Annotated in this window: 18 protein-coding genes; 15 read left to right on the top strand and 3 right to left on the bottom strand. The window is 63.2% G+C overall.

What is annotated here, in order from left to right; translation table 11 throughout:
• Positions 1-154: 154 nt before the first annotated feature.
• The 9 genes from arfA (at position 155) to HELO_RS09835 (ending at position 10,911) form a co-directional block, all read left to right on the top strand.
• Positions 155-1,681 (top strand): arabinosylfuranosidase ArfA, encoded by a 1,527-nt coding sequence (gene arfA / locus HELO_RS09875; RefSeq protein WP_013332548.1) that lies wholly within the window; start codon positions 155-157, stop codon positions 1,679-1,681.
• The gene (locus tag HELO_RS09870; protein WP_013332547.1) at positions 1,678-2,757 is read left to right on the top strand and encodes an ABC transporter ATP-binding protein; all 1,080 of its coding nucleotides are present in this window, start codon (positions 1,678-1,680) and stop codon (positions 2,755-2,757) included. The genes arfA and HELO_RS09870 overlap by 4 nt, the downstream gene beginning before the upstream one ends.
• A 71-nt stretch (positions 2,758-2,828) precedes the next feature.
• Positions 2,829-4,106 carry an extracellular solute-binding protein gene (locus HELO_RS09865; protein WP_013332546.1) on the top strand — a complete coding sequence of 426 codons (1,278 nt, stop codon included), beginning with the start codon at positions 2,829-2,831 and terminating at the stop codon, positions 4,104-4,106.
• A 109-nt stretch (positions 4,107-4,215) separates the two neighbouring features.
• Positions 4,216-5,058: a carbohydrate ABC transporter permease gene (locus tag HELO_RS09860; protein ID WP_223248600.1), complete on the top strand. Its 843-nt coding sequence runs from the start codon at positions 4,216-4,218 to the stop codon at positions 5,056-5,058.
• Positions 5,059-5,069: 11 nt separating this feature from the next.
• Entirely contained in the window at positions 5,070-5,957 is an 888-nt protein-coding gene (locus HELO_RS09855) for a carbohydrate ABC transporter permease (RefSeq protein ID WP_198410703.1), read from the top strand.
• A 345-nt stretch (positions 5,958-6,302) separates the two neighbouring features.
• A complete protein-coding gene (locus HELO_RS09850) occupies positions 6,303-7,289 on the top strand; it encodes an arabinose ABC transporter substrate-binding protein (protein WP_049786214.1) in 987 nt (328 codons plus the stop codon).
• Positions 7,273-8,820 (top strand): L-arabinose ABC transporter ATP-binding protein AraG, encoded by a 1,548-nt coding sequence (gene araG / locus HELO_RS09845; protein WP_013332542.1) that lies wholly within the window; start codon positions 7,273-7,275, stop codon positions 8,818-8,820. The genes HELO_RS09850 and araG overlap by 17 nt, the downstream gene beginning before the upstream one ends.
• A gap of 36 nt (positions 8,821-8,856) precedes the next feature.
• Positions 8,857-9,870 (top strand): L-arabinose ABC transporter permease AraH, encoded by a 1,014-nt coding sequence (gene araH, locus HELO_RS09840; protein ID WP_013332541.1) that lies wholly within the window; start codon positions 8,857-8,859, stop codon positions 9,868-9,870.
• 147 nt (positions 9,871-10,017) lie between these two features.
• Positions 10,018-10,911 carry an SMP-30/gluconolactonase/LRE family protein gene (locus HELO_RS09835; RefSeq protein ID WP_041602066.1) on the top strand — a complete coding sequence of 298 codons (894 nt, stop codon included), beginning with the start codon at positions 10,018-10,020 and terminating at the stop codon, positions 10,909-10,911.
• Between the two features lie 6 nt (positions 10,912-10,917).
• On the opposite strand, the gene HELO_RS09830 is transcribed toward HELO_RS09835, so the two are convergent.
• Positions 10,918-11,682: a sporulation protein gene (locus HELO_RS09830; RefSeq protein ID WP_013332539.1), complete on the bottom strand. Its 765-nt coding sequence runs from the start codon at positions 11,680-11,682 to the stop codon at positions 10,918-10,920.
• A gap of 158 nt (positions 11,683-11,840) precedes the next feature.
• Between HELO_RS09830 and HELO_RS09825 the strand changes: the two genes are divergently transcribed.
• From HELO_RS09825 to HELO_RS09810, 3 genes are all read left to right on the top strand, one after another.
• Entirely contained in the window at positions 11,841-12,524 is a 684-nt protein-coding gene (locus tag HELO_RS09825) for a helix-turn-helix transcriptional regulator (RefSeq protein ID WP_013332538.1), read from the top strand.
• Between the two features lie 304 nt (positions 12,525-12,828).
• A complete protein-coding gene (locus tag HELO_RS09815) occupies positions 12,829-14,226 on the top strand; it encodes an MATE family efflux transporter (RefSeq protein ID WP_109637656.1) in 1,398 nt (465 codons plus the stop codon).
• Between the two features lie 38 nt (positions 14,227-14,264).
• Complete coding sequence (locus tag HELO_RS09810) at positions 14,265-14,918, top strand: TetR/AcrR family transcriptional regulator (RefSeq protein ID WP_041602065.1); 654 nt, start codon at positions 14,265-14,267, stop codon at positions 14,916-14,918.
• Positions 14,919-14,966: 48 nt separating this feature from the next.
• Here HELO_RS09810 and HELO_RS09805 read toward each other — a convergent pair whose 3' ends face one another.
• On the bottom strand, positions 14,967-17,660 hold the full coding sequence (locus tag HELO_RS09805) for a beta-glucosidase (RefSeq protein ID WP_198410702.1): 2,694 nt from the start codon (positions 17,658-17,660) through the stop codon (positions 14,967-14,969).
• A gap of 13 nt (positions 17,661-17,673) precedes the next feature.
• A complete protein-coding gene (locus HELO_RS09800; RefSeq protein ID WP_041602064.1) occupies positions 17,674-17,964 on the bottom strand; it encodes a hypothetical protein in 291 nt (96 codons plus the stop codon).
• Positions 17,965-18,850: 886 nt separating this feature from the next.
• Here HELO_RS09800 and HELO_RS09795 point away from each other — a divergent pair.
• The 3 genes from HELO_RS09795 (at position 18,851) to gspG (ending at position 21,986) form a co-directional block, all read left to right on the top strand.
• Positions 18,851-20,290, top strand: a complete 1,440-nt coding sequence (locus tag HELO_RS09795; RefSeq protein ID WP_405512273.1) for a GspE/PulE family protein — start codon at positions 18,851-18,853, stop codon at positions 20,288-20,290.
• Positions 20,291-20,292: 2 nt separating this feature from the next.
• Complete coding sequence (locus HELO_RS09790) at positions 20,293-21,492, top strand: type II secretion system F family protein (protein ID WP_013332534.1); 1,200 nt, start codon at positions 20,293-20,295, stop codon at positions 21,490-21,492.
• A gap of 71 nt (positions 21,493-21,563) precedes the next feature.
• Positions 21,564-21,986, top strand: coding sequence for a type II secretion system major pseudopilin GspG (gspG, locus tag HELO_RS09785; RefSeq protein ID WP_013332533.1), 423 nt, complete (start codon positions 21,564-21,566; stop codon positions 21,984-21,986).
• Positions 21,987-21,994 lie beyond the last annotated feature (8 nt).

Here is a 21,994-nt window from a genome sequence, read left to right as displayed (position 1 = left end):
GTATCGATATCAGTTTCTAACGATAAGGCTATTGGATGGTTATGTCGTAAGTCTGTAGTAATGGAGGCTGAGAAGATAACAACATGTGCGTGGAACCGACGGTGTGAGCGGGCCGCGTGAGACCTGAATTGAATGTTGCCACTGGAGGGGCTTTATGCTCATTCGTGCATCGCTGCACCGGGACTTCAAGATCAGTACTATCGATGATCGGCTCTATTCAGCGTTCATCGAACACATGGGGCGCGCAATCTATTCGGGGATCTATGAACCCGGCCACCCCGAAGCCGATTCAAACGGGTTTCGCCTGGATGTTCTCGAGCTGGTGCGTGCTCTCAATATCCCGGCGATTCGCTATCCGGGTGGAAATTTCGTTTCAGCATACCGGTGGGAAGATGGTGTAGGGCCCAAGGATCAGCGTCCCGTTCGTCTCGATCTGGCCTGGCGGTCAAAGGAAACCAATCAGGTTGGTATCAATGAGTTTGCGCAATGGGCCGAGATGGCTGGTATCGATATGATGCTTGCCGTTAACCTTGGCTCGAGAGGATTGGAAGATGCCCGGAATTTTGCTGAATATGTACTCCATCCCTCAGGGACTTACTGGTCGGATCTTCGCCGAAGCCATGACGTAAACAAGCCATATGATGTCAGGATGTGGTGCCTGGGAAATGAAATGGATGGTCCCTGGCAGGTTGGTCAAAAGAATGCCAGAGAATACGGCCATCTTGCCAATGAGACGTCCAAGGCGCTCAAGGCAATCAACGGGAACATCGAGGCAATCGTATGTGGCTCATCCAATGATGAGATGCCGACCTATCCCGATTGGGAGCGTGAGGTTCTCGAAGAGTGCTACGAAAATGTGGATTACATATCTCTGCATAAGTACTTTGGTAACTCGAGCAACGATACCCTTAACTACTTCGGGAAGATCGAGGAAACAGGGCGTTATATACAGGCTATTGGTGGCGTCATAGATTTCGTTAAGGCCAAGAAACGTGCCAAGAACGATATCTATATCTGCTTCGACGAGTGGAATGTCTGGTATCACCAGCGTGAAGAGGACTCAAGACGCTGGCAAACATGGGATTGGCCAGAAGCGCCCGATCTTCTTGAAGAGGACTACAATTTCGAGGACGCATTATTCGTCGCCGGCCTGCTGAATGAGTTTATTCGACGCAGTGACCGGGTTCGCATTGCCTGTATTGCCCAGCTCGTCAACGTCATTGCCCCGATTCGTGCTGAAAAGGGTGGGATTGCCTGGTGTCAGACAATTTATTATCCCTATCAATTCGCATCTCTGTATGGGCGAGGAGTAGCGCTAAATGTCTCCGTCGATGGGCCTACCTATGATTGCAGTGTGGCTGATGATGTGAACTATCTCGATGTTGCCGCAGTGCATGATGAAAAGAGTGAGAAGGTTACATTGTTCCTGGTGAATCGCCACCTGGAAGAAACTGCTGATCTCGATTTATCACTTTATGGCTTCGATGCGGCACGGGTGATCGAGCACAAGGTGATGGAAGGGTTTGATTTGCGGGAGACAAATGGGCCGAACAAGCCGTCTGCCGTTTCACCCTTTGATGGGGTAGGGGTTGGCGTCGAGGGTTGTCAGGTAAGGGGTAAGCTTTCACCGTTGTCTTATCATGTTGTACGGCTCGACGTGGGACGAGGAGCAAGATCATGAGCGGAGTTCGTCTTCATTCTGTTGATAAATCTTTTGGTGATGACCGGATCATCAATGATGTTTCGATGGATATCTCAAAAGGGGAGTTCGCTGTTTTTGTCGGGCCTTCCGGGTGTGGGAAGTCGACTCTGCTGCGCATGATTGCGGGACTCGAGGAGACGAGTGGAGGTGCCATCGATATCGAAGGGCGGGACATTACTCAGGTTGAGCCGGCCAAGCGTGAAGTCTCGATGGTTTTCCAGTCCTATGCGTTGTATCCACACTTGAGTGTCTTCGAGAACATGGCGTTTAGTTTGCGGCTGGCGCGTACTCCCAAGCAAAGGGTGATCGAGCAGGTCCGGGCAGCCGCCGATATTCTCAAGCTTGAAGGACATCTGGACAAGAAACCGTCCGAGCTTTCGGGCGGTCAACGTCAACGTGTAGCTATTGGTCGGGCCATCGTTCGCCAGCCTAAAGTGTTCCTGTTTGATGAGCCGCTGTCCAATCTCGATGCTGAATTACGAGTCCAGATGCGGCTCGAGTTATCGCGACTCCATCAGAAAATTGGAGCGACCATGATCTATGTGACTCACGATCAGGTCGAAGCGATGACGTTGGCCGACAAGATTTTTGTTCTACGTGACGGCGTGGTTCAACAGGCTGGGCCACCGCTCGAACTTTATGATGACCCCGCCAACCAGTTCGTTGCCGGGTTCATTGGCTCCCCCGCCATGAATTTCCTCTCCGCCGTTGTCACCAGGAAAACTGTGAATGGCATCGTGGCCGAGATCGAGGGAACCAACGGTCAATCACTCGAGGCGGATATCACGCAGAGTGTGATCGAGGAAGGACAGACGGTGACGTTGGGGATCAGGCCCGAGCATTTACATATGCGTGAGGGAGGTTTTACCTCCACTGTCGAATTGACCGAGAACCTCGGTGGCGTTGCCTACTTGTATACACGGCTGGCTGGTGGCCAGGAGGTCGTGATTGAACGTCGCGGGGAGAGGGCACTTCATGCACGAGAGTCCGTTCAAGTTTGGGCGGATTCCAAGGATGTTATGGTCTTTTCAAAGCAAGGAAAGCGTTTGCGGTAAAAGATGGCCACTTTCGTAATGTGCATGCCTGGGCTAGTCGGGTAGCAATAAATTATTACAACGGAGGACGTATGAAAGTATTTAAATCCATATTGATTGCCGCGGCGGCATCTTCCATTGCATCTCCAGTGCTGGCGGAAACGGAAGTCGTTTGGTGGGATTTCTTCGCTGGTGGAGATGGTGTGAGGATGAAAGCATTGATCGACCAGTTCAATGAAGAGCACCCCGATATTACGATAAATGGTACGACATCCGAATGGGGGGTGCCATTCTATACCAAGGTACGTACGGCCGCTGCAGTGGGCCAAGGGCCGGATGTAGTGACCTATCACCTCTCTCGCCTGCCTCGAGCTCTTTCCGAAGGCGTTCTGACGCCGATTACCGATTCGGACCTCGAAACCGCTGGCCTGTCACGTGGTGATTTCTTTGAGCGGGCGTCAAAGGCGGCATCTGATGAAGAGGGTACATTGTATGCCGTCCCCTTTGATATCCACTCGGTGGTTCTCTACTACAACAAGAGCTATCTCGAGGGGACCGAATATCTCGATGATGATGGAGAGCTAACAGGCATCGAGAGTCTCGACGACTTCAATAACGCTTTGAAGGTTGCTCAGGACAATGGGGCACAGCCTCCACTCTCATATCAGACCGGGGGGCCTGGCGGTGTCTGGCGCATGTTCTATACGCTTCTCAGCCAGCAAGGAGGAGCCTTCATCGAGAACGGTGAGGTGTTGCCCGGCGACAACTTCGACAAGGCCGTACAGGCAATCGAGATCATGCAGGGCTGGGGGGATAACGGTTACCAGCCCGAGAATGCCGAATATGAAGCTTCCGTAGCACTATTTACATCGGGTAAATCGGCTTTCCAGGTCAATGGCGTGTGGGAGGTACCCACAATGATCGATATGGAGAAGGCCGGAACACTTGGATTTGAATGGGGTGCTGTGCAGGTACCGACCCTGTTGGATGAAGAGGCGGTATGGGCCGATAGCCATGCCTTCGCCATTCCCATCCAGGGTGACGAAAAGATGTCGGAAGAAAAGCGTGAAGCCGTGATGACGGTTATTGGCTGGATGGAAAAGCAAGCCATTGATTGGGCTCGTGCCGGTCATATCCCAGCTTATACGCCTGTCGCTGAAAGCGATGAGTTCCGACAGATGGAGCCCAATGCCACTTATTCCTCGCTCGTGGATATTGCCGCTTATGATCCTCGTTCCAGTATCGCCGGTGTTGCCTCGCCGGTCTATGATGCGGCGCTCAACAACATAGCGCCGGCGATTCATGGCTTTCTCTCGCCTGAGCAGGCTGCCGAGCAAATGAAGAGCGAGCTTCAATCATTGCGCGACTAATGAGTGTGGTGCGTGTTCCGCGCCGACATTGATGGCGCGGAACAGAAGCTCAAGGGGAGTATTAACATTGGCTATGATAACAAATAGACGCAGGCACATTGCGGTGGCGATGACGCTCATTGCACCCTTTGTCCTGATCTTTGGTCTTGTGTTTCTCTATCCCATGATCCGCGTGGTAGAGCTTAGCTTCACCAATGCGCCGTTGATCGGCTCCGGTGAGTGGGTGGGGTTGGAAAATTACCGACAACTGCTGACAGACAACCTCTTCTATACGTCACTCAAGAACAATGGCTATTTTGTCCTTCTGACGGTCATTCCCACGACGGTGATTGCTCTGGCTATCGCGATAGCTGTCAATCGGCTGTCGGGAAGGATGCAGGCACTTGTTCTGGCGACTTTTTTTCTTCCTTATATTCTTCCAGTCTCGGTGGTAACCCAGATATGGGCATGGATGCTTGATTTTCAGTTCGGCATCCTTCAACCGGTTATAGAGTATTTTGTCGGTGAGCCGGTGGCTGTCTTTAAACAGCCTGCATGGGTAATGCCTACAATTGCAGTCGTCACTATCTGGTGGACCAACGGTTTCAATGTTCTGCTGTTTATCGCGGGGCTGCGCAATATTCCCAAGGAGCTCTATGAAGCCGCGTCGCTTGATGGGGCCTCTCGACGTCAGTTGTTCATGAAAGTGACCTGGCCCTTGCTATGGCCGGTTACCGCCTTGGTCATGACGCTCCAGTTGATCTTGCAGCTCAAGTTGTTCGATCAGGTGTATCTGCTGAGCGGTGGTGGTCCATTCAATTCGTCGTATGTCCTGTTGATGATGGTCTATCGCGAAGCCTTTCAGCTTAATAACGGCGGTTATGCTTCAGCGGTGGCGCTGGTGCTGTTCGTCGTCATCATGGTCGTCTCGGTTCTGCAGTTTCAACTTCTGAGAATGGGGGGGCGTAAATGAATGTGCAAAGGATGCAAGGCAGCGAACGTGCCGATACGGCACTGGCTACGTCCAAGAGGTGGGGTTCTAATCTGAGTATACGATGGCTCGAGAACAAGATTCTTCTGGCGATTACGCTGATTGGTGCCGCGATCTGGATTTTTCCCCTTTATTGGGCCTTTGTCACATCGATTCGCGATGAAGACCATGTGGTAAGTGAGAACGCCGGCATTCTGCCTGACATGTTCAACCTGACGGCTTATGTCGAGTCGATTTTCAATACCAGTATCCTGACATGGTACGTCAACTCGATCGGGACCTCACTGATCATCACCGTACTGGTACTCATCTCGGGGATGATGTGTGCCTACGCGCTTTCGCAGATGCGCTTTCCCGGCCGTCGGATACTCTATGGGGTGGTGATGGCCAGCTTCATGATTCCCACCCAGGCACTCGTTGTCACCCAGTTCGTACTGATGAACGATATGGGGCTTGTCAACACCTGGGCGGGTATCATACTGCCGCAGCTCATCGTTCCGGTCGTCATCATCGTCTACAAGCAGTTCTTCGATGCCGTGCCCAAGGAGATGCGTGAGGCGGTGCTGCTCGATGGAGGGGGAGAATACACGCTTTTGTTCAAGGTCTATCTGCCACTCAATTGGGGGATTACCACTGCGCTGGCAATCATCACCTTCATCATGGCATGGAACCAGTTCTTCTGGCCTTTTCTCGTCATCACCTCGGAAGACATGATGACGATTCCGGTGGGTATCACCCAGGTCAGGGATACATTTGGCGTCAGCTACGCAAGGGTCATGGCAGTGGCTCTGCTTGGTGCGGCACCTGTCGCGATTGCCTACCTGATCTTTCAGAAGAAGGTGACGGAGGCGGTGATGATCTCCTCGGGCGTCAAGGGGTAGGCGCTGTCCAGCAAGACGCTGGAGGCAAATCTTCACTCCCTCAGCCATCGACGCCCCGGTAGGGCCCTCTACCGGGGCGTCGTCGCATGCGTCGTTGGCCTTGGGTGGCACACTTTAGTCGCAGCGGGGCCCGCCCCGTGATGCTGCCGGCCGCGGTGGTCCGGCCCTTGTCGCGAAAGTGATATATAAGTTGATATCAAACGCTGATTATACGCGCATTGGATGGTTATGTTGCGACAGCATAGGGTAGAGGCTCATCCGGCACTAGGCATGATAAGGCCGGAGACATCTTCCATGACACGTTACAACAACAAGTGCCCTCCCAGGGCGAAAGGAGAGACGTCCATGTCCCGTTTTCCCATCCTTGCTCCCCTCACGTTCGGTGTCTGCCTGGCCCTGTCGCCACTGACGCAGGCTCAGGACGACGTCAAGCTGGGCTTCATCGTCAAGAAGCCCGAACAGGCCTGGTTCATCAACGAACAGGATGCCGCCACCCGGCTGGGCGAAGAGAAAGGCTTCGAGGTGGTCAGGCTGGCCGGCGAAGACGGCCAGGAGGTGCTCAGCGCCATCGACAATCTCAATTCGCAGGGGGCCCAGGGGTTCGTCATTTGCCCGCCCGACGTACGCTTGGGGCCGGCCATCATGAATCGTGCCGAGCAATACGGCATGAAGGTGGTGACCGTGGACGATCGTTTCGTCAAGGCCGATGGCGAGCCCATGGAGTCGGTGCCGCATCTCGGCATGTCGGGCTACAAGATCGGCCAGCAGGTCGGCAATGCCATCGCCGACGAGATGGAGGCCCGCGGCTGGGATCCCGAAGAGGTCGCGGCGTTGCGCATCACCAACTATGAACTGCCCACGGCCAAGGAACGCACCGACGGTGCCACCAAGGCCCTGCTCGAGCGTGGCTTCCAGGAAGACAATATCCTGGATGCTCCCCAGCAGAACACCGACACCTCCAGTGCTTTCTCGGCAGCTTCGCCGGTCTTCTCCAAGAATGGCGATTACGAGCATTGGGTGATCTACGCCCTCAACGAGGAGAGCGTACTGGGTGGCGTGCGGGCTTCCGAGCAGTACGGCCTGACCGCCGAGGACGTGATCGGGGTCGGTATCAATGGTTCCGGCGCGGCCTTTGCCGAATTTTCCCGGGAGAAGCCGACCGGCTTCCACGGTACCGTGGCGGTCAGCTCCACCATGCATGGCCGTCAGACGGCGGAGAACCTCTACACCTGGGTCACCGAGGGTGAGAAGCCGAAGGCCAATACCGAAACCACCGGCACTCTGATGACCCGTGACAACTGGGAGGCGGTGCGCGATGAGCTCGGTCTCTGACAGTGCCGCGGCGGTCGCGCAGGAGGACGTCGGCGGAGCCGCCGACGCCTACCTGAGCGTGGAGAACGTGACGGTCGAGTTTCCCGGGGTCAAGGCGCTGGACGGGGTGAGCTTCTCTGCCCGGGCCGGCGAGGTACACGCCCTGATGGGGGAGAACGGTGCCGGCAAGTCGACCCTGCTCAAGGTGCTGAGCGGGGTCAATCGGGTCAGCGAGGGTGCCCTCTGGCTGGACGGAGAGCGGCATGTCTTCGCCAATGCCCGCGAGGCACTGGCCGAGGGCATCGCCATCATCTACCAGGAGTTGACCCTGTCGCCGAACCTTTCGGTGGCGGAGAACCTGCTGCTCGGCCAGTTGCCGGAACGACGCGGCATGCTCGATCGCCGCCGACTCTACGCACGTGCCCGGGAGATTCTCGCCGAGTTGGGCGAGACCTCTGTGCATCCCGCCACCAAGGTGCGCGATCTGTCCATCGGTCAGCAGCAGATGATCGAGATCGGTCGGGCGTTGCTGCGCGATGCCCGGGTGATCGCCTTCGACGAGCCCACCAGCAGCCTCTCGGTGCAGGAGACCCGGCAGCTCAAGCGCATCGTCCAGCGGCTGCGCGACGAGGGGCGGGTCGTGCTCTATGTCACGCATCGCATGGAAGAGGTGTTCGAGATGTGCGATGCCGTGACGGTGTTCCGCGATGGCAAGCATATCCGCACCCACGAGAGCATGGCGAAGCTCGATCACGACACTCTGGTCAGCGAGATGGTCGGTCGCGACATCGACGATGTCTATGGTTACCGGCCGCGTGCCACTGGCGATGTCCTGATGGAGGTCGACAGCCTGCGGGGGCGGGGCGTGAATGCGCCGATCAACTTCACGGTGCACCGAGGTGAGGTGTTCGGCCTGTTCGGGTTGGTCGGCGCGGGGCGCAGCGAGTTGATGCGGCTGGTGTGCGGCGTTGAATCGCCGGACGAGGGGCAGGTGAGAATCGACGGCCAAGCGCGGCGTTTTGCTTCACCGGGCGAGGCGATCCGCGCCGGCATCGCCATGTGCCCCGAGGACCGCAAGTCCCAGGGCATCTTTCCCATCGCCAGCGTGACCGACAACCTCAACATCAGTTGCCGGCGCTTCTTCAAGCGGTTTGGTGGCTTCCGCAACCCGCGTCGCGAGTTGGCCAATACCGAGGATTACATCTCTCGGCTCAGCATCAAGACGCCGGGGCCGCGTACCCGCATCAGCAACCTGTCCGGCGGCAACCAGCAGAAGGTGATCCTGGGGCGCTGGCTATCGGAACGCATCGAACTGTTCGTCATGGACGAGCCGACGCGCGGTATCGATGTCGGCGCCCGCCGCGACATCTACTCGCTGTTGTACGACCTGGCCGAGGACAACAAGGGCGTGGTGGTGATCTCCAGCGACCTGGCGGAGATCAGCGCCATCTGTGACCGCATCGGTGTGATGCGCGACGGCGAGCTGGTCGACATCGTGCCCCGTGACGAGGCCACGCCGGAACGCTTGCTGGGCCTGGCGCTGCCGGCCTGAGGCCCTTGACGAGAATAACGCTGGAGAGAGACTTCCATGACAACCCAAAAGACTGCCCAGGGCGATAGTGTCCAATCGCCCCTTCCCGAGGGACGCCAGGGGCTGGCCAAGCCATTGCGCACTCTGCTGGACACCTCGGGCCTGTTTGCCATCTTCGCGCTGCTGTTCATCGGGCTGTCGGTGATGATTCCCGACTTCCTGACCGGTCGCAACATGGTCGGGCTGCTGCTGTCGGTAACCCTGATCGGTACCATTTCCACCACCATGATGATGGTGCTGGCACTCGGCGAGGTCGATCTGTCGGTTGCCTCGATCGTGGCCTTCGCCGGGGTGGTGGCCGCCGTGGTTACCTCTGCCTCCGGTAGCGTGGTGATCGGTGTGCTGGGCGGCGTGGCCGCCGGCGGTGCGGTGGGTGCCTTCAACGGCTTCGTGGTGGCGCGTTTCGGCATCAATTCGTTGATCGCCACCCTGGCGGCCATGGAGTTCGTGCGTGGGCTGGCCTACATCACGTCGGGTGGCGATGCGGTGATGATCACCGTGCCGGCCTTCTTCGAGCTTGGCAGCGCCTCCTTCCTCGGCCTCACCCTGCCGGTGTGGACCATGATCGGCTGCTTCGTGGTCTTCGGCGTGCTGCTCAACATGACCTCCTTCGGCCGCAACGTGCTTGCCACCGGCGGCAATGCCGAAGCCGCGGCGCTGGCGGGGGTCAACGTGCGGCGCCTGAAGATCATCGTCTTCGGGCTGCAAGGCGTGGTCGCGGGCATCGCCGGGGTCCTGCTGACCTCGCGCATGGGGCTGGGTGACCCCAACACCTCGCTGGGCCTGGAGCTGGCCGTGATCTCGGCCTGTGTGCTCGGCGGCGTGGCGCTTTCCGGCGGGATCGCCTCGATCACCGGCGTGCTGGTCGGGGTGCTGATCATGGGCTGCGTGCAGAACGCCATGGGGCTGCTCAACGTGCCGACCTTCTATCAGTATCTGGTACGTGGCGCCATCCTGCTGCTGGCGGTGCTGTTTGATCGCTGGAAGCAGACGAGACGCAGCCGCGCCTAGTTTCGGACAGTGCCTGGTTCCTGGATCAAGTGCCCACCCCGACGTTGATGACGCCGGGGTGGTTTTTTGTCGTCGGGGGCGGCCTGGATGGTGCGCTGCCGAGCAAGGATAATCGCGTCACTTTTGGTGAGATGAATGGATAGAACGATGACAACGCCAGTGAATGTCGTGGACGTCGCCTTCGAGCTCGACATGAGCCTGGGCGAGAGCCCGGTCTGGTCCGCCGAGGACCAAGTGTTGTACTGGGTCGATATCAATCGCGGCCATGTCTATGCCTGGTCGCCGGATTCCCGGCAAGCGCCGCGGCGGCACGATTTCGAGCATACGATCGGTTGCGTGGCACTGACCGGAGAGGGGCTGCTGGTGGCCACCGCTCCCGGCTTGACGCACCTGGCGCTGCCGTCCGGCGAGCGCCGGGAGCTGGGGACGCCCAACCCCGAATGGGGCCGCGACCAGGGCAACCGCTTCAACGATGGGCGTTGCGATCCGGCAGGGCGCTTCTGGGTCGGTACCCTGAATCCCGAGTCGGGAGGTGCCTCCCTGTACCGTCTCGAAGATGAGCGCCTGGTCGCCACCAAGCTCGAGCTGCGCATTTCCAATGGCCTGGCGTTCAGCCCGGATGGTCGCTGGCTGTACCACACGGATTCACCGTCGCGCCAGGTAATGCGCCATGCTTTCGATGCCGCGACCGGCGAGATCGGCGTAGGCGAGGTCTGGGTCGACCTGGCGGCACACGACTTGCCCGGCGTGCCCGACGGCGCCGCGGTGGACCGCGACGGCCACTATTGGAGTGCGCTGTACGGCGGCGGCCAGGTGGCGCGTTTCGATCCCGAGGGGCGACTCGTGGCGCAATACCCCGTGCCGTGCCCGAACCCGACGATGGTGGCCTTCGGCGGTGCCGATCTGCGAACCCTCTATATCACCACCGCGACCCAGGACATGGACGAAGAGGCGCTTCGTCGACACCCGCTGGCGGGCAGCCTGCTGGCGCTCGAGGTGGCAACGCCGGGTCTGGCGGAACCCCGTCTGACCCGGCGATGAGCGAGGTCAGGTGAGGACGCTCTCCAGTTTTTGGCGTAGCGTTTCGGTCGTCTCATTGCCCTCGAGGGGGAGGCGCGTGAAACGCTCGTCGGTCCCGGCCATCTCGGAGAGCAATGAACCGAGCCCGGTGGCACGCGTGTCGCGCTGGATCAGCAGGTCCAGCCCCTCGCCGCCGCGAGACGGGGGCAGGAAGGCAATTTCCGCCTCGTCCAGATGCTTGAAGTGGCTCCCCGCGGTGGGCTTGAACTCGAATTCCTGAAGGCAGCCGGTGGCGGGATTCTTGCGTGACAACTCAAGCGGGGCGGAGATCATCGCCAAGCCGAGTTGTTCCATGGCCTCGAAGACGGCGCGCTGCACGGGGCCTGGCAGAATGCGCAGCGGATCCTTGTCGCGGGGGTCCAGCGCCATGGCGATATCCGCCCGGGTGGCTACCCAGGTCTTGGGATGTTGTCGGCCCACCGATAGCGGGGAGAGCAGCGGCAGGGGCAGTTCGAAGGGCAGGGTACGATGCTCGCCGGGCTCGATGGTCATCGCCTCCGAGAGGCGCAATGTCGCCCAGGAGTGCGGCAGATGAACTTTCTTGTCGTCGACTTCCTTGATGGCTTCGCTGGCCAGATCCAGTACCAGGGCATCCAGATCCTGACTCACTTCGCCGCCATGAATATGGATTTCGCCCTTGAGGACGCCGCCCGCCTCGGCGGTGTCACTGTCGAGCATGGTGTCCACGCGGGCGTTGCCGATGCCCACCGCGGCCATGAGTTTGTCGAACATCCTTCTCTCCTTCGTGATGGTCCCGGGTCCCGCAAGGTTTCGGGGCGGCGTATATGTCACATACTGTGGTGCGAGTATAACGAGCCGGACGGCGTCGACGATATGCCGGCGCGTCGGCATACTGGCATCGTCGATGGCTGTCCGGCAGGGGGACCGATATGGTGGGTGTGGCAAGTGGCGAGGAGCGCTCCTATCCGCTGGAGTGTCTCAGCGATACCCATGGCTTCCACCAGTTGCTGGTCGGTCTGGCCGGCAGGGTCGACGTGGAAGTCGAAGGGCGTGGGGCGGCCGTGGTGCCCGGTAGCGTCTGCGTGATACCCGCCGGTGCCACACACCATTATCTGGGTATCGAGGCGGCCAACCGCTGCCGTGTGCTGGACATGGCAGTGGGCGATGATGCCCTGGATGCGCTGTTCGAGCGGATTCGCTTCCTGAAGCTTCCCGTGGCGGAAGTGCAGGGTGGAAACGATCAAGGCCTGCTGGCGCGGATGGCGGACGCGCCGCTGCTGGCAGGGCCGCGTTTCAACCTGGCGCGGCTGACTCGCGTCGTCGAGGCCGACCTGGCCGCTCCCTGGAGCCTGGCCACCCTGGCCGAAGCCGCGCATCTTTCCGAGCGGCAGTTGCGCCGCAGTCTCTCCGGGATCACCGGCCTGACGCCCTGGCAGTGGCTCACCCGGCAGCGGCTGGCGCAGGCCGAGCGGCTGCTGATCGCCAGCGATGCCTCGATCACCGATGTCGCCTTGCAGTGCGGCTTCGCCGACGGCGCCCAGTTCAGCCGCCACTTCCGGCGCTGGCAGGGGCAGACGCCGAGCGCGTGGCGCTGTGTGAACGCGGCCCGTTGACCTTTCCGGATGTCGTGACGTCGGTGATGGGGTGGCGTCTCAGTCCTGGACCTGGGCCAGGAACCAGTCTCGGAAGCGGTTCAGTGTTTCATCGTCGTCCTTGTCCTCACGAAGCGCCAGATAGTGTCGGGTCTCTTCCAGCCCCGCCTCCTGTTCGACCGGCTGGATGGGGTGTCGTCGTCGGGGTGCCGTGCGTCGCGGCGGCGAAACTTGCTATCATCGCGCCCTCGCGCGGCGACCCGGCGCGGCGTCGCAGACGGTCCGGGCTCGCCGACCGGCTTCCTCCTTTCGTGTCCGCCTGCGCATGAACGATTCTCCCCCCGAGCTGCGAGCCTCGATCGGCCGCGACGTGCTCGAGATGTCCATCACCAGCGCGCTGAGCCTGCTGGCGTTGTTCCTTACCGACATCCTGACGCTTACCTATGTGTCGCGGCTCCACGACGAGGCGATGCTCGCCGCCGTGGGCGTGGCCAAGACGCTGATGTTCATCAATTCCATCGTGGTGACGGGCATCGTCGTGGCCGGCGGGCGCGTCATCACCCGGCGCGTCGAGGCCGGCGGCACGCGGCTGGTGCCGGCCCTGGCCGCGCAGCTGCTGGTCGTCGCGGTGGGCGTGTCCGGGGCGGTGGCGCTCGTCGAGTGGCGCTTCCTCGATCCCATCGTCGGCTGGCTGGGCGACGCGTCCGCCTCGGGCGGCGGGACGCGGCCCTTCCTGTGGCTGATGCTGGCGTCGTCGGTGGCGATGGCGCTGACCCAGGCCTGCGCGCAGCTGCTGCGGGCGCTGGGCGACAGCCGCCGGGCGCTCGCCGTGCTGCTGGTGGCGGCCGGCACGCTCGCCGTGCTGGACCCGCTGCTGATCCTCGGCCTGGATCTCGCGCTGCCGGGCGCCGGGACGGCGGGGCTGCTGGCCGCCGCGGCCGGCGGCGCGGCGGGGCTGTGGGTGGTGAAGCGGCGCGTCGGCCTGGCGATGCGGCTGCACCTCAAGCTCCATCGGCGCGCCATGGCGGGGTTCGCCCGCCGGATCGTCCGCATCAGCCTGCCCTACACGCTGGGGAACCTGGCCATGCCGCTCGCCATCACCTTCATGCTGGGCCAGCTGGCCGCGTTCGGCGTGTCCGCCATGGCCGGCATGGCGCTGATGGATCGGGTGCTGCAGGTCGCCTACTGCCTCTACTTCGCGCTGCCGAGCGCGCTGGTGCCGGTGTTCTCGCGCCATCTGCTCGGGGACGATCCGGGCCCGGGCCGGGCCTCGGTGATGGCGGCGGTCAGGCTGGTCGTGGTGCACGGCCTCGTCGTCTGGGCGGTGCTGCTGGTGGCGGCGCCAGCGCTGGCCGAGGCATTCGTGCTCTCCGCGCCGGCCCGGGCACTGTTCGAGACGCTGTGCCGTGTCGGGGCCGGCGCCTGGCTGGTGATCGGCCTCGACTTCATCGCCGTCTCGGTGTTCATCACCCTCGACCGGGCCTGGTGGATCACCCTCTTCTCCTGGCTGCGCGCCTCGGTGGGCACGGTGCCCTTCGTGCTGGCGGGGGCCGAGCGGTTCGGCGCCAGCGGCGTGGTGCTCGGCATGTGGGGCGGCCATGCGCTGGTCGCCCTGGCGTCGATCGCCACCGCGACCCTGTTGGTGCGCCGGGCGCGTCCGGCCCGGCCGACCGTCGCCGATACCGGCGCTGGCGCCTCGCCCGATGCACGCAGCCTTTCCTGACATCCTTTCCGTAATCACAGACCTCCGGAGCGCTCGCCATGTCCGATGTCGAATACGAAACGTCCCACGACAGGCCGGTCCGCCGCCGGCGCGCCCCGAAGGGGGAGAAGCGCCGGGAGGCGCTGCTCGACGCCGCCACGGCGGTGTTCGCCGAGCACGGCTACGAGGCCGCCTCGATGCGCCGCGTCGCCGAGCGCGTGGGTATCACCCCGGTCGGGCTGCTGCATCACTTCCCCAACAAGACGGCGTTGCTCGAGGCGCTGCTGGCGCGGCGCGATCGACGGGTGACGGAGAAGTTCGCCGCGCTGGAGATGGCGCCGACGCTCGACGGCTTCGTGGCCTTCGCCGTCATGAGCCTGCGCTTCAGCGTCGAGAGCCGCCAGGAGTGCCAGGCGGCGATGCGGATCAACGTCGAGAGCCTGTCCAGCGAGCATCCGGCGCATGTCTGGCAGCAGGAGAAGTTCGCGCTGACCCATGACCACGCGCGGGGGCATCTGCGCCAGCTGATCGAGGTGGGGGAGGTGCGGTCGGACGTCGACGTCGACGCCGTCGTGACCGAGATGTTTGCGGTGATGGACGGGTTGCAGATTCAGTGGCTGCGCAGCCAGGGGGAGGTGGACGCGGTCGCCGTCTTCGACGGCTATCTGCGCCGGCTGGCCGAGGCCATCCGGCGCGAGGGAGCGGGCGCGTGACGCGCCCGCTCCACCCGCCGCCCGGCGATCCGGGCGGCGGGGTCGGCCTCAGTAGGTCTGGCTGGGGTCGACCTGGACGGCCTGCTGCACCGGCGCCGGCAGCGGGTTGCTGTCGCGCGTCGTCAGCTGCTGGTCCATCAGGGTGGTGAGCGTCCGGTTCAGGGGCAGGTCCACGGAGCTTCCGCCCACGCGGATGCGGTAGTCGCCCGCATCCACGTCCCAGCTGTCGGTGCGCTGGGTGTAGTAGGCCAGCGAGCGGGCATCGATCGGGATGCTCGCCGTCCGGCTCTCTCCGGGCTCGAGGTACACCTTGGTGAAGCCCTTGAGCTCCTTCACCGGACGGTCGGCCTTGGGGTCCAGCGGCTGCACGTAGAGCTGGGCCACCTCGAAGCCGGCGCGATCGCCGGTGTTGGTCAGGGTGAACGACACGTCGATGGTGTTGCCCGGCGTCATCACGTTGGACGACAGCTGCAGGTCGGCATAGTCGAAGGTGGTGTAGGACAGTCCGAAGCCGAACGGGAACAGCGGCGTGGCCGACTTCTCATCATAGCCGCGGTAGCCCACGTAGAGGCCTTCGCTGTAATCCATCTCGGTCAGGGCGTCCTCGCCACGGTAGAGTGCCGGGTCCGGGTAGGACGCATAGCTCGGGTTGTCCTTGATGTCGCGATCGATGGTCATCGGCAGCTTGCCGGACGGATTCACCTCGCCATACAGGATCTCGGCCAGCGCCTGCCCGGCCTGCTGGCCCGGGTTCCAGACCTGCAGGGCCGCGCCGACCCGGTCGATCCAGGGCGTCATGTCCGAGATGCCGCCGCCGTGCATCACCACCACGGTGTTGGGGTTGGCGCTGGCCACGTTGGCGATCTGCTCGGCTTGCTGGTCGGGCAGCGCGTAGTCGTGGTCGGAGGCCTCGCCCTCGTTCTCGTTGGTGTTGCCCACCGCGACCACCACGGCATCGTAGCGTGCCAGGTTGTGCGGCGGCTGCATGGCGGCCCAGCTCATCTGGACGCCGGTCAGGCCGCCCAGCACCGCGGTGAAGTTGTCCTGCAGGCGGCGGTACTCGAGCCTGACGTCGTACGAGCGGCCGGCGCGAAGCCGCTGGGTCTGACCGGAGGTCACCAGCGCGTTGACCACGTCGGAGGAGTACGGCACGCCGTCGCTCTCCAGCACCAGCTCACCGTCGACCCACAGCTTGTAGGGGCCGTCCGCACGCACCTTGAAGACCTGGCGGCCGGTGGTGGTCGGTTCGATGGTGGTGGTGAAACGGGCCGAGAAGTCGCCGGCGGTGGTCGAGACGTCGGAGAGCGAGGTGCTGCCCGTGCTGGTCTCGTTGGTGCCGGTCATCCAGTTCAGGTTCACGCCCGGCTCGACGCGCGTCTCCGCCGGTTCGCCGGACAGCGTGGCGTTGTCGAAGTACTCGGCCTTCACGCCGCGCTCGCCGGCATGGTTCGGCTTGTCGCCCGGCAGGTGCCACTCGGCGGTCTCCGGATCGAGGCTCATGCTCGAGAGGTAGGTCACCCGAGAGGAGCGCTCGGCCAGCTGGCGCAGGCCGGCCAGCTCGGAGATGTAGGTCTCCGGCGTGGCGTTTGCCGTGCCGAACGGGGTGGGCGGCGCCTCGTCGGCGATGTTGCCGATCACGGCGATCTTGGCGTCGCGGTCCAGCGGCAGCAGCGGCTGGCCGTGACGGTTGTCCTCGTTGCGCAGCAGCACGATGCCTTCACGCGCCGTGTCCAGCGCCGAGCGCGCGCCGTATTCCGGATGCTCCAGCGGCTGCGCGGTGTTCATGTTCTCCTGGAAGTCGTACTTGATGACCGCGCGCAGGTTGCGCCGTACCTTGTCGTCGATGACGTCCTCGGTCAGCTGGCCGCTCCACAGCAGCGGCATCAGCTTCTCTTCGGTGAACTGCAGGCCTGTCGGCATGTCGAGGTCGGTGCCGGCCCAGGCGCCCTTGAGCGGGTCGTGGATGGCGTTGAAGTCGGAGATCACCGAGCCCTGATAGCCCCATTCGCCCTTCAGGATGTCCGTGATCAGGTGGTGGTTCTCGCAGGCGTAGTCGCCGTTGATCTTGTTGAACCCGCACATGATCGAGGCGATGTCCGCGTTCTTGACCATCGACTCGAAGCCCGGCAGGTAGAGCTCGCGCAGCGTGCGCTCGTCGACGTGGATGTCGACGTTCTGGCGGTTGGCTTCCTGCTCGTTGGCCAGGTAGTGCTTGCCGCTGGCCTGGATGCCCTGGGCCTGGATGCCGTTGACCACGGCCGGGGCCATCACCGCGCCGAGGAAGGGGTCCTCGCCGCTGATATTCTCGGCGGCGCGGCCGCCGAACGGCGTGCGGTACAGGTTCACCGAGGGCGAGAGCATCTGCTGGCCGCCGGACAGGCGGGTCTCGTAGCCGATGGCCAGGCCGTACTGCTCGGCGCGGTCAATGTTCCAGGTGGCGGACAGCGCCGTCAGCGACGGGAACTGCGCGCCGAAGGTGGCGTTGTTGACGTGGACGCCCAGCGAGGAGTCGTAGGCGACGGTGCCCTCGATGCCCCACTTGTCGAGGCGCGGAAACATGTGGCCGTCATCCACGCCGGTGTAGTTGATCTTCTCCGACAGGCTCATGTTGTCGAGGATCGAGCCGACGCGCGCCTCCACGCGCTGCCATTCCGTCGGGGCCTCCTCGGCCTGGGAGATCACGGGTTGCAGGGCGCCGAGCGCCACGAGGCCGAGGCCCAGCGTCTTTCCGGTCGTTGTCACGGGTCGCATCCTTTCAGTCGCGGCTGGCGTCGTTGTAGAGATCGCACTCGGTGCAGACGTTGTCCGACGACAGGTCGGGCGAATCGCTGGTGTCCACCGGGGCGTCGAGAAAGGCGTTGTCCCGCGGCGTGTCGCGTTTCGGCAGCCGGTCGGCGCCGGAGATCCGATCCCTCTTTTCCTGATAATGCGCCCTGGCCTCCTGCCAGTTTTCCTGGTGGGCATGCTCGCTTTCCTGGCCAGGGTTGGCCATAACGGGTGTCGATATCATCACCGACAGAGTGATGATGGGTAGCACCTTTTTCATAGATTATTCCCTCAACGGTGTCATGATTTTTCATCATGCTCCCCAGAAAGGGGGCATGATTGGGCGAGAGTCTTCAGCGTCAAACCGAAAAAATCAAGATCTTAATACGAATTAGGTTTTAGCGATGTCGACCGCCGGCATCATGGCCGGCGTCGGTGGGCATGAGGCCCTCTGCGGCGACGCGTCGATGGTCGTTCTCTGTATGATTTGGAATAATTTACTGTTTTTGTCATCTTTAAAGAAAATATTTCTGTATTATGGCCTTTATTGCGGCGTGTGCATGGCGTTACTAAAACCGAGTTGCCGTTAGGGTTAACGAGTGTTAACGTGCCGCGCATCCCTGAGGGATGTTCGCCTTTCGGACGCCAAGGCCCCGAAGGCGAGTCGACAATCTCGACAATTTCGAGTGACGCCATTCGGAGACAGCTTCTGGCGCCGAGTGGCGATGCTTGCTGAGTGGCCGAAGTGATGGCGACGCCTTTTCGCTCGAAGCCTGGCGTAAAACACGGCATCAATGTCGTGAAAAGCTCGAGGCGTTTCGCCCTGAAGGCTCCAGCTTTTACCGAATATTTCGTTCATGCGTTCTTCGCCGGCTCGTCGCGAAGCCACGCGCGTCTCGGGTGGTGTTCCCATGCTTCCAGACATTCCATCGACGCAGGCGATCTGCGACCGGTTGCGAGAGACCGGTGCGCTCGCGGCGACCGACATCGAGCGGGCCCGGCGGCTGGAGGCGTCCCGGGGCGACGGCGAGGTCGGGCGGCTCAGGACGCTGCTGCGCCTCGGCGCGGTAAAGAGCGCGGAGATGGTCGCGGCCTACGCCGCCCTGAGCGGGCTGCCGCGCTGGTGCGACGGGGGGGCGGCCGCCGAGGCCTCGCCCGTCGGCTCGATGCGCTTCGCCCGCCATCACGGGGTCGTCGCGGTGGACGAGGCGGGCCAGGCCCTGCGGGTCGTCGCCGGGGTGCCGGTCTCGGTGCCCGGCCTCGAGGCGGTGGCCTACCGGGTCCAGAGGCCGCTCGAGGTGAGCCTGGCCACCGACGACGAGCTGGACGCGCTGATCGACCGGGTCCACGGCGAGGATCGCCAGGCCGCGGAGGCGCAGGACGCCTCGCTCGAGGTCGGCCCGGCCACCGAGGACGACATCGAGCAGCTCAAGGACATGGCCTCCGAGGCGCCCGTCATCCGGCTGGTCAACCTCATGCTGCAGCAGGCCGTCGACCGGCGGGCGTCGGACATCCACGTCGAGCCCTTCGAGGATCGGCTGCGGATCCGCTATCGGGTCGATGGGGTGCTGACGGAGGGCGAGACGCCGCCGGCGGGCCACGCCGCGGCGGTCATCTCGCGCCTGAAGATCCTGGCGCGGCTGGACATCGCCGAGCGCCGCCTGCCCCAGGACGGCCGCATCATGATCCGCCTCCAGGGCCGCGAGCTGGACCTGCGCGTCTCGACGGTGCCGACCGGCTTCGGCGAGTCCGTGGTGATGCGCCTGCTCGACCGGGAGACCGTCAGCCTCGACTTCGAAAGCCTGGGCATCGTCGGCGAGACGCGAGCGCGGATCGAACGGATGATGGCGCGCCCCCACGGCGTCTTCCTGGTGACCGGGCCGACCGGCTCGGGCAAGACGACCACGCTCTACACCGCGCTCTCGGGGCTGAACACCGAGGAGCGCAAGATCATTACCGTGGAGGACCCGGTGGAGTACCAGCTGCCGGGCATCAATCAGATCCAGGTCAAGCCGGCCATCGGGCTCGGGTTCGCTCAGGCGCTGCGCTCGATCGTGCGCCAGGACCCCGACGTGATCATGATCGGCGAGATGCGCGACCTGGAGACCTCGCGCATCGCCATCCAGTCGTCACTGACCGGCCACCTGGTGCTCTCGACGCTGCACACCAACAGCGCCGCGGCCAGCATCACCCGGCTGCTCGACATGGGCATGGAGCGCTACCTGCTGGCGTCGACGCTGCAGGGCATCCTGGCCCAGCGGCTGGTGCGCCGGCTCGACCCGGCGACCCGCATCGCCTTCGAAGCTCCGAAGGAGCTGATCCGGCGCCACCGCCTCGATCGCTACACCGACGAGCGCCCGATCATGCTCTACCGCCCCGATCCGGACGCCGAGGGCGGCGGCTACCGCGGCCGCAGCGCCATCACCGAGCTGCTGACCATGGACGAGGCGCTGCGGGGCCTGCTGATGGGCCACGCCGATGCCGCGACGCTGGAGGCCGCCGCCCGCGAGAAGGGGCTGGTCACGCTCCACGAGGATGGCCTGCGCCAGGCCCTGGCCGGCGTCACCTCGCTCGATGAGGTCCTGCGCGTGACGAGCGGGGAGTGAGCATGCCGACCTTCCTGTATCAGGCGCTGGACGGCGACGGCCGCCAGCACCGTGGCCGGCTCGAGGCCGCCGACGAGGCCGCTGCGGCGCGCGAGCTCCAGGGGCAGGGCCTGCTGGTGCTCGACCTCAAGCGCGGCGCTCGCCTGTTCGGCGAGCGCCGGCGCCCCAGCGCCTTCACGCCTGCCGAGCGTGTCCGCTTCACCCAGCAGCTCGCCACGCTCATCGCCGCCGGCCAGCCGCTTGACAAGGCGCTGACGACGCTGCACCGCCAACTGCGCGGGGCACGCCCTCGGGCGTTGCTCGAGGCACTGCGCGACGACGTCAAGGCTGGCCGTCCGATCTCCGCCGCCCTGGCGCGACACGCCGAGACCTTCTCGCCGTTCTACGTCAGCCTGGTGCGGGCGGGGGAGGCCAGCGGCGTGCTCGACGAGACCCTGGCGCAGCTCGGCGACGATCTCGAGCGCAGCCAGAACCTGCGGGGCGAGGTGATCAACGCGATGATCTACCCGCTGTTCCTGGTGGTTGGCGTGATCGGCTCCGTCGCGCTGCTGCTTACCTATGTGGTGCCGCAGTTCGTGCCGATCTTCCGCGATCTCGGCGTGCCCCTGCCGTCGGTGACCCGCGCCATCCTGGCGACCAGCGGCTTCCTCAACGACTGGGGACTGGTGGTGCTGCTGGCGCTGGTCGGGCTGCCAACGCTGCTGCTGGCCGCGCGGCGTCGGCCGCAGACGCGGCTGGCCCAGGACCGATGGCTGCTGCGCCTGCGGGGACTGGGGCCGCTGATCCAGCGCCTGGAGACCGCGCGACTGGCGCGCACCCTCGGCACGCTGCTGGGCAATGGCGTCACGCTGCTCTCGGCGCTGGCCATCGCCCGCGACGTCGGCGTCAATCACGCCATCCGCGATCACCTGCAGCGGGCCACCGAGGCGGTCAAGGGCGGCGAGCGGTTCGCCGCCGCACTGGAGACGCCACCTCTGCTGCCCGAGCTGGCGGTGCAGATGATCGACGTCGGCGAGCATTCGGGCACGCTCGCCGAGATGCTCAATAAGGTCGCCGAGACGTTCGACGTCGAGACCCGGCGCACCATCGAGCGTCTGCTCGCGGCCCTGGTGCCGACGCTCACTCTCGTCATGACCGTGCTGGTCGCGGTGATCATGTTCGCGATCATGCTCCCGCTGATGAGCCTGACGAGCCATATCTGACGCTCGTTTCGCCCCCAGCCCGATGCTCGTTTCGCCCATCCCTGATGTTCACTTCGATAGAGGAACGCCCCATGCCATCGCCCCATCGCCGCCCGACACGCCAGTCCGGTTTCACCCTGCTCGAGATGCTCGCCGTCATCGTGCTGCTGGGCGTCATCGCCACCATCGTCGTCAGGCAGGTCGGCGGCAACGTCGACAAGGGCAAGTACGGCGCCGGCAAGGCCCAGCTGGCCAGCCTGAGCATGAAGATCGAGAGCTATGCGCTGGACATGGGCGCACCGCCCGCGAACCTCGATCAGCTGCTGCACGCCCCCGAGGGGAACGCGCAGTGGATGGGGCCCTACGCCAAGGCGTCGGACCTGCGCGACCCGTTCGGCCACGCCTTCGGCTACCGCTTCCCCGGCGAGCACGGTTCGTTTGACCTGATCTTCTACGGTCAGGACGGCGCGCCCGGCGGCGAGGGCTTCAGTGCCGATGTCGGCAACTGGGAGTGAGGCAGACC

The sequence above is a fragment of the Halomonas elongata DSM 2581 genome, assembly GCF_000196875.2.
GTDB lineage: Bacteria > Pseudomonadota > Gammaproteobacteria > Pseudomonadales > Halomonadaceae > Halomonas > Halomonas elongata.
The sequence above is the reverse complement of the archived record's forward strand: the minus strand, read 5'-3'. Positions and strand labels throughout refer to the sequence as shown.